This window comes from Bacillota bacterium, from assembly GCA_023511835.1.
Classification (GTDB): domain Bacteria; phylum Bacillota; class Sulfobacillia; order JAIMAT01; family JAIMAT01; genus JAIMAT01.
Genome location: JAIMAT010000086.1, coordinates 1 through 8,044, shown reverse-complemented (window position 1 = coordinate 8,044; position 8,044 = coordinate 1). Strand labels below are relative to the sequence as shown.

General features: G+C 76.6%; 7 protein-coding genes. 6 read left to right on the top strand and 1 reads right to left on the bottom strand.

What is annotated here, in order from left to right:
- On the top strand, positions 1-214 hold a 214-nt coding region (locus K6U79_10015), incomplete at its 5' end, for a hypothetical protein (protein ID MCL6522686.1).
- 89 nt (positions 215-303) lie between these two features.
- A complete protein-coding gene (locus tag K6U79_10010) occupies positions 304-1,545 on the top strand; it encodes an alpha/beta fold hydrolase (protein MCL6522685.1) in 1,242 nt (413 codons plus the stop codon).
- 47 nt (positions 1,546-1,592) lie between these two features.
- On the opposite strand, the gene aceA is transcribed toward K6U79_10010, so the two are convergent.
- Complete coding sequence (gene aceA, locus K6U79_10005; protein MCL6522684.1) at positions 1,593-2,927, bottom strand: isocitrate lyase; 1,335 nt, start codon at positions 2,925-2,927, stop codon at positions 1,593-1,595.
- A 284-nt stretch (positions 2,928-3,211) separates the two neighbouring features.
- On the opposite strand from aceA, the gene K6U79_10000 reads away from it, so the two are divergent.
- The 4 genes from K6U79_10000 (at position 3,212) to K6U79_09985 (ending at position 7,993) form a co-directional block, all read left to right on the top strand.
- Positions 3,212-4,276 (top strand): histidine kinase, encoded by a 1,065-nt coding sequence (locus tag K6U79_10000; GenBank protein MCL6522683.1) that lies wholly within the window; start codon positions 3,212-3,214, stop codon positions 4,274-4,276.
- Positions 4,273-4,989, top strand: coding sequence for a LytTR family DNA-binding domain-containing protein (locus K6U79_09995; protein ID MCL6522682.1), 717 nt, complete (start codon positions 4,273-4,275; stop codon positions 4,987-4,989). The genes K6U79_10000 and K6U79_09995 overlap by 4 nt, the downstream gene beginning before the upstream one ends.
- A gap of 96 nt (positions 4,990-5,085) precedes the next feature.
- On the top strand, positions 5,086-6,201 hold the full coding sequence (locus K6U79_09990) for a VWA domain-containing protein (protein ID MCL6522681.1): 1,116 nt from the start codon (positions 5,086-5,088) through the stop codon (positions 6,199-6,201).
- 205 nt (positions 6,202-6,406) lie between these two features.
- The gene (locus tag K6U79_09985) at positions 6,407-7,993 is read left to right on the top strand and encodes a DUF2079 domain-containing protein (GenBank protein ID MCL6522680.1); all 1,587 of its coding nucleotides are present in this window, start codon (positions 6,407-6,409) and stop codon (positions 7,991-7,993) included.
- Positions 7,994-8,044 lie beyond the last annotated feature (51 nt).

The following is an 8,044-nucleotide window of genomic DNA, read 5'->3' as shown; positions in this document are numbered from 1 at the left end:
CCGCGGCGCCCGCTTCTACTCCGTCGAGGAGCTGCGGGCGGCGCTGGGCCGGGCGGGCTTCGAGGTGACGGCGGCGCGGCAGACCCTCTTCGGGTCGCCGCGGGAGGGGGAGCGGCGCGGCGGGCGCCCGGAGCCGGTGGAGCCCGGCTGGGGGAGGGGCGCCTTCGTCGTCCTGCGCGCCGTGCCCGCGGCGGGCGGCCCGGCCGCGGCGTAGGGCGGGGAGAGAGAGGGAGGGAGGGTGGCCTTCTGGAGGAGGACGCAGGCAGGAAGTGGTACCTGGCCAACGGGCGCGGGCAGACGCTGGTGCTGGACCTCTACCGGACGGAGGGGGCGGCCGCCGCGGCGCTCCTCGTCCACGGGCTCGGCTCCTCGCGCCGCGTGCAGCGCATGAGCCGGCTGGCCAGGGAGCTGAACCGCCGCGGGCTGGACGCCTGGGTGGCGGACTTTCCCAACCACGGCAACGAGGCGAGCGGCGGCTTCGAGGGGCTCTCCTTCCCGGCCTGGGTGGAGGACCTGCGCCTGCTCCTGGAGATGGCCCGGCCGCACTACGACCGGCTCTTTCTCTTCGGGCACAGCCTGGGGGGGACCGCCTGCCTGGCGGCGGCGCTGGAGGAGGCGGCCGGCGGGGGGCAGGCCCCTCGGCAGGGCGGCCGGCTGGCCGGGGTGGCCGTCATGTCGGCGCCCTCCTGGCCGCTGGCCAACCCCGAGTACCAGGAGCGGCTCGAGGCCTGGCGCGAGCGCGGCTACCTGCTGCGCTTCGACGAGCGGGCGCCCGACTTCCTCCTGCCCTGGAGGTACGCCGCCGAGATCCTGGAGCGCTACCCGCGCCCGGCCTGGGAGAAGGCGCTGGGCCGCTTGGCGGTGCCGCTGCTGGTGGTCCACGGAAGCGAGGACGAGGTGATCCCGCCCGAAGAGGGGCGGCGCCTGGTCGCCCTGGTGCCGGGGGCGCGCCTGGAGCTCTTCGACGCCGGCCACGAGTGGCGGAACTTCAGCACCCAGAAGAAGGCCAACCGCCTCGTGGCCGACTTCTTCGCCGCCCTGGCGGGCGCGCCGGCCCCGGCGGGCGGCTCTCCCCGGGGCGCGCAGGCGCCGCCCGTGCCGGGCACGGCCGGCGGGGGAGCAGGGCCGGTCCCGGCGGCTCCGCCGGCGACGGGCCCGAGGCTGCGCCTCCTGCCCGGGCGGCTGGCGCTGCTCTCGCTGCCCGCCGGCGCGCCCCTGCCCGGATGGGCACGGGAGCCGCGGGCGGCCGGGCTGGCGGCCTGCCTGCGCAGCGACGAGGAACTGAGCCTGGTGCTGCCCGAGGAGGCGGTGCCGCCCGGCCGGGAGGCGGCGGGCGGCTGGCGGGCGCTGGCCTTGGAGGGCCCGCTGGACCTGGCGCTGGTGGGCGTCCTGGAGGGGCTCCTCAGGCCGCTGGCCGCCGCGGGGGTGCCCGTCTTCGCCCTCTCCTCCTACCGGACCGACTTTCTCCTGGTCCCGGAGGAGCGGCTGGCGGAGGCGCTGGCGGCGCTCCGCCAGGCGGGCTTCCGGCTGGAGGGGGCGGAGTGAGGGCCGCCCGGGAGGGCGGGCGGCGACCCCCCGCCCTCCCGGCGCCGTCAGGCCTCGGCGGCGATGCGCTCCGGGCCCTCCTCGCCCTCGAACTGCTCCTCCTCGGTGGAGCCGCGCAGCGCCAGCGTGGAGGCGAGCCCGCCGCTGATCACCTCGGCCACCGCGTCGAAGTAGCCGGCGCCGGCCTCGCGCTGGTGGCGCGTGGCCGTGTACCCCTCGCGCTCCATGGCGAACTCCTGGTCCTGCAGCTCCACATAGGCGCTCATGCCGCGCTCGGCGTAGCCGCGGGCCAGCTGGAACATGCTGGCGTTGAGCGCGTGGAAGCCGGCCAGGGTGATGAACTGGAAGCGGTAGCCCATCTCGCCCAGCTCGCGCTGGAAGCGCGCGATCTCGGCCTGGTCCAGATGGCGCCGCCAGTTGAAGCTGGGCGAGCAGTTGTAGGCCAGGAGCTTGCCGGGGAAGCGGCGGTGGACGGCCTCCGCGAAGCGGCGCGCCTCCTCCAGGTCGGGGCGGGCGGTCTCGAACCAGAGCAGGTCGGCGTAGGGCGCGTAGGCCAGCGAGCGCTGGATGGCCGCCTCCAGCCCGTTGCGCACGCGGAAGTAGCCCTCGGGCGTCCGCTCGCCGGTCAGGAAGGGCCGGTCGCGGGGATCGACGTCGCTGGTCAGCAGGTTGGCGCCCAGGGCGTCGGTGCGGGCGATGACGAGCGTGGGGACGCCCAGCACGTCGGCCGCCAGGCGGGCGGCCTGGAGCGTGCGGATGTGCTGCGAGGTGGGGACCAGCACCTTGCCGCCCATGTGGCCGCACTTCTTCTCCGCCGCCAGCTGGTCCTCGAAGTGGACGGCGGCGGCGCCCGCCTCGATGAGCGCCCGGGTCAGCTCGAAGACGTTGAGCGGCCCGCCGAAGCCCGCCTCGGCGTCGGCCACGACGGGCACCAGCCAGTCGGTCTCCTCCCGCTCCTCCAGCCAGTCGATCTGGTCGGCGCGCAGGAGGGCGCGCACGATCCTCCGCACCAGCGCCGGGGCGCTGTTGGAGGGATAGAGGCTCAGATCGGGGTAGGTCTCGCCCGCCAGGTTGGCGTCGGCGGCCACCTGCCAGCCGCTCAGGTAGATGGACTCCAGGCCCGCCTTGACCATCTGCACCGCCTGCCCGCCGGTCATCGCACCCAGCGCCGGGACGAAGGGCCGCTCGTGCAGGAGCCTCCAGAAACGTTCCGCCGCGCGGCGCGCCAGCGGCTGGTCGACGCGGACCGACCCGCGCAGGCGGATCACGTCGTAGGCGGAGTAGTCGCGCCGGATCCCCTCCCAGCGCGACTCCTCCGCCCACTCCCTCTCCAGGCGTTCCGCCTCGCGGCGGACGCGTTCGCGAACCCTGCCGCCCTCCATCGTTCCATCCCCTCCTCGCCACGCATCCGCCGTCCCGCCTTCCGCGACCCGGCGGACGGCCCGGCGGGCGGCCCGCCGGCGCCGGGGCGCCGGGCGCGAAGGAAGGTGTGGCCTTTATACCCCGGTACGCCCCGCTGCGGCCAGGAACGGCCGCCGGGCGGTCGTCCGCCGCCGCCGGACGGTCCGAGACGGGGGGTGAGCGGTGGCCCCGGCGGCCGGCGCCGTGTACAATAGGCATCCGAATCGGCATGTGAAAAGACATTTCGCTGGAGGAAGCCCGACCCATGGAGCCTCCCCTGCCCGCCGAAGCGGCCCGGCGCATCGCCCGCATCATCCTCGGCCTCTCCGGGGCAGACGCCGTGGCCATCACCGATACCCGCCGCGTCCTGGCCTACGAGGGGCGGGGCTGTCCCCACGTGGAGGCGGGGATGCCGATCCAGACGGAGGCGACGCGCCAGGCCATCCGCAGCGGCCGCATCACGCGCGTCCACGACAAGGCCGAGCTGCGCTGCCCCGTGCCGGGCTGCCCCTGTCCCGTCCGCTCGGCGGTCATCGCCCCGCTCCGCCTGGAGGGCCGCGTGGTGGGCACCGTCAAGCTCTACCGGGCCTCGCCCGAGGCGCCGGGCGGGGCCGACGACGCGCGCCTGGCCGCGGGCATGAGCGAGCTGCTCAGCCTGCAGGCGGCGCTGGCGGAGGCCGACCGGCAGAGGCAGCTGCTCGCGCAGGCCCGCCTGGAGGCGCTGCAGGCGCAGATCCGGCCGCACTTCCTGTTCAACGCCCTCAACACGGTGATCGCGGTCAGCCGCAGCGACCCGGAGCGGGCGCGGGGGCTGCTGATGGAGCTTGCCACCTTCCTGCGCCGGGTCTTGGCGGTGCGCGCCGAGCGGGTGCCGGTGAGCCAGGAGCTCCGCTTCCTGGAAGCCTACCTGAGGCTGGAGCAGGCGCGTTTCGGCGACCGGCTCCGGGCGGAGGTGCGCGCCGACGCACGCGCCCGCCGGGCGCTCATTCCCGCCCTCACCCTGCAGCCGCTGGTGGAGAACGCGCTGGTACACGGGATCCTGCCGCGGGCGGGCGCCGGGCGGCTGCGCGTCCGACTGCGGGCGCGGGGGGCGCATCTCCACCTGCTGGTGGCCGACGACGGTGTGGGCATACCCGCCGAGCGGCTGCCGCACGTGCTCGAGCCCGGCGTCGGCCGGGGGACGGGGGTGGGGCTCTCCAACGTGCAGGAACGGCTGGTCCATTTCTACGGACCGGAGGCGGGACTGCGCATCCGCTCGCGGCCGGGGCGCGGGACCGCGGTGCGGGCGGTCCTGCCCCTGGAGAGGGCGGGGAAGGAGGCGGCCGGATGAGCCTCCGCGCCATCCTGGTCGACGACGAGGCGCCCGCCCGCTCCGAGCTCCGCTACCTCCTGGAGCGCTTCCCGGCGCTGACGGTGGTGGGCGAGGCCGGGAGCGCGGGCGAGGCCGAGGCGCTCCTGGCCGCCCAGCCCTGCGACGCGCTCTTTCTCGACATCCAGATGCCCGGGCTGGGCGGGCTGGACTGGGCGGCCATCCTCGGGCGCAGGCGCTGGCGGCCGCGGCTCGTCTTCGTCACCGCCTTCGACGAGTACGCCCTGGAGGCGTTCGGCCTGCGCGCCGTCGACTACCTGCTCAAGCCCGTCGACCCCACCCGCCTGGCCGAGACCGTCGACCGGCTTCTCGAGCAGCTGCCGGCGCGGCGGGTCCAGGCCCTGCCCGGCCAGGAGGGCGAGAGGCTCCTGCCGCTCCAGCCCGAGGTCGTCGCCTACCTGGAGGCCCGCGGCGACGAGGTGCAGGCGCACCTGGTGGACGGCCGCAGCGTCCGCGTCCGGGCCCCGCTGCAGCGGCTGGAGCGGCTCCTGCCGGACGACCTCTTCTGCCGCTGCCACCGCGCCTACATCGTCAACCTGCGCCAGGTGGCGGAGCTGGTGCCCTTCTTCCACGGCACCTACCGCCTGCGGCTGCGGGCGCCCGCCGGCAGGGAGGTGCCCGTCAGCCGGAGCGGCGCGCGCCGCCTGCGACAGGCCTTCGGCTGGCCGGCCTGAGCGGCCCGGCCGGGAGGGCTCGGGCGCGAGTACCATGGTGGGCGGGAGGGAAGGAAGACGTACAGAGCGGAGGGCGGGCGATGGCTCTCGCGCCAGGTGCTCCGCTTCGCCGGGGCGCTCCGCCGGAACGGCTTCCTGGTGGGGCCGGCGGAGAGCGCCGACGCGCTGCGCGCGCTGGCCGCCGTGCCCATCGGCGACCGGGAGCAGGTGCGGGAGGCGCTCCGCCTGGTCCTCTCCTCCCGGCCCGAGGAGGCGCCCGTCTTCGACGCCCTCTTCGACGCCTTCTTCCGGGAGCCCGGCCTCCCGCCGGCCGGCGAGCCCGCCCTGGCGGAGCCGGACCCCCTGGGGCGGGGGGCGGAGGAGGCGGGCGACGGCGGGGCCGAGCTCGGCGCCGCGGGCGCGGAGCCGGAGGGCGCCCGGGGCGACGGGAGCGGGCGCCCGCTGAAGGCGCTTTACAGCCCGGCGGAGGGGATGCCGGGGGGCGAGGCCGCCGTGCCCCCGGAGCGCCTGGACGAGGTGCTGGCGGCCGCCCGGGCGCTGGCCCTGCGGGTCCGCCTGGGCCGGAGCCGTCGCTGGCGCCCGAGCCGGCACGGCCGGCGCTTCGCCTTCCGGCGGACGCTCCGCCGGAGCCTCGAGACCGGCGGCGAGCTCCGGCGCCCCTGCTGGCTCGGTCACCCGCCGCGCCGTCCCCGCTTCGTCCTCCTGCTGGACGCGAGCCGCTCCATGGCCGCGCAGGCGGGCCTCATGCTCCAGTTCGGCTACGCGCTCCTGCGCTCCGCCCAGCGCGTGGAGGTCTTTCTCTTCTCGACGGATCTCCGCCGGGTGACCCGCGAGCTGCGCGCGGGAGGGCCGGGAAGGCTGCCCACGCTGCGGGGCCTGGGGGCCGAGTGGGGCGGCGGGACGCGGATCGGCGCCGCCCTGGAGCGCTTCGTCCAGACGTGGGGGGAGCGCCTCCTCGGTCGGGAGACCGTGGTGCTCATCCTCTCCGACGGGCTCGACACGGGCGAGGTGGAACGCCTGGAGCGGGCGATGCGCGAGCTTCACCGACGCTCCGCGGGCGTCGTCTGGCTCAACCCGCTGCTGGCCACGCCCGGCTACCAGCCGCTGGCGCGGGGGATGCGCGCGGCGCTTCCGTACGTCGACACCTTTGCCGACGCCCACGACGTGCGGGCGCTCGAGGCGCTGGCGGGGAAGCTACGCCTGCGCCGCTAGGCCGCGCCCGCCCGGCGGGAGGAGCCCGCGCCCCGGCGGAGGCCCCGGGCGGGGCGCCGGAGCGGGGGGAGGTCGGAGCGCGTTGGGATCCCGGAGCGAGGGCCGTTCCGCCGCCGAAGGCGGGCGACGGCGGTGAGGGGCCGGCGGAGCCTCCCGGGACGGGCGCGGGTGGCGCTGGACGCCGCCGCCCGCGGAGGGAAGCGGCATGGCCGGTCGTGACTCCCGCCGCGCGCCCTGGCCCTCGAGCGCGCGCGCCTTTGTCGTCGCCACCTGGCTCCTCGCCGGCCTGGCGGGGGCGCTCTTCACCTGGCTGAAGCTCTTCCAGTACCGGCACTGGCTCCTGACCGCCTGGGACACCGGAATCTACCTGCACGCCATGGCGCGCATCGCCTCCGGCGACTGGACGGGATGGAACGGGCTCAACGGCAGGCCCATCGCGGGCGACGCGGCGCAGTGGATCGTCTACGCGCTGGCGCCGCTCTTGCGCCTGGGCGGGCCGCCGCTCCTCTTCGCGCTGCAGGGCTTCGCCCTCGCCTTCGGCGCCGTGCCGCTGGCGCTCCTGGCCTGGCGGCGCTGGGGCAGCTTCTGGGCGCTGGTCATGCTCCCGGTGCTCTACGCCTTCCCGGGCGTGATCGCGGGGGTGGTGGTGGAGTGGCACCCGGACGCGCTGGGCTTCTGCTTCCTGGCCTGGGCGGTCTACGCGCTGGAGAGCGGACGGGGGCGCCTCCTCTGGCCGCTCCTCCTGGCGACGTTGGCGGTCAAGAACCAGGCGGCCGTGGCGGTGGCGGGGCTGGGGCTGGCGCTCCTCCTGGCGGGGCTGGGGCGGCGCCGGATCGACCGGCGCGCCCTCCCGGCCATCGGCCTGCCGCTGGCCCTCCTGCTGGCGGAAGAGCGCTGGATCCTGCCTCGCCTCGCCCCGGGGCTGCGGGACCACACCATCGCCGCCAGCTACGGATACCTCGGCTCCTCGCTGGGCGGGATCCTCCTGGCCCTGCTGCGCCATCCCGCCTACCTGGCGGGCGCCGTGACCCGCCATGCCGCCAGCTGGGCGCTCGCCCTCGGCTTCTTCGCCGGGCTGCCGCTGCTGGCGCCGCTCCGGGCACTGCCGGCGCTGGCCGTCCTCCTGGTCAACGGCCTCAGCCGGCTGTCGCTGCCGAATCGGCCGTACACCCAGTACACTCTCTGGGCGGCGCCCTTTCTGGCCTGGGGGGCGGTGGAGGCGGCGGCCGCCTGGAGCCGGCTCCGGCCGGCCGAGCGGCTCGGCCGCGCCGCGCTGCCGGCGCTCCTCCTGCTGGCCGCGGCGGGAGGGCTGACCCTGCGCGCCACCGTCCCCGAGCTGGCCTGGCGGCTCCGCCCCCTGCCGCCGCCGCTGGAGCGGAGCCTCGACCGCGCCGCCGCCCTCGTCCCCCGGCAGGCGCTCCTCTTCGGGCAGACCGGGACCGTGGTCGCCTTCTACGACCGGCCGGCCATCGGCGCCGAGCCGTACGACGCCTACGATGGCTTCGTGGCGGGGGCGTGCCGGCAGGGGCTGGGCGGCCTTCGCCTCTGGCTCCTCTGGGCGCCCGGCCGCTCCTTCGCGCCCATCGTGCCGCTCCGGCAGCAGGAGCGGGACCTGGCCGCCATCCTCGCCTCGGGGCCCTTCCGCCTGCGCTACGCGGCGGACGGCGTGCTGCTCTACGAGTCGGCCGTGCCGGCGGAGCGGTTGCGACCCGCCGCCTGCCTCCGGGAAAAGACGGGCGCCACCCGCTTGCCCGGGGCGGGTGGCGCCGCTTCAGGAAGGGAAAAGGCCTGAATGAGGAAGCATCGTCCGTGCGCTATTATAGCGCCCCGGCGGCGGGAGGCG

Bases quoted from the DNA above. Each gene is read 5' to 3' on its own strand.
- K6U79_09985 (MCL6522680.1), top strand. From the start codon at position 6,407: ATGGCCGGTCGTGACTCCCGCCGCGCGCCCTGGCCCTCGAGCGCGCGC.
- aceA (MCL6522684.1), bottom strand. From the start codon at position 2,927: ATGGAGGGCGGCAGGGTTCGCGAACGCGTCCGCCGCGAGGCGGAACGC.
- K6U79_09995 (MCL6522682.1), top strand. From the start codon at position 4,273: ATGAGCCTCCGCGCCATCCTGGTCGACGACGAGGCGCCCGCCCGCTCC.
- K6U79_10000 (MCL6522683.1), top strand. From the start codon at position 3,212: ATGGAGCCTCCCCTGCCCGCCGAAGCGGCCCGGCGCATCGCCCGCATC.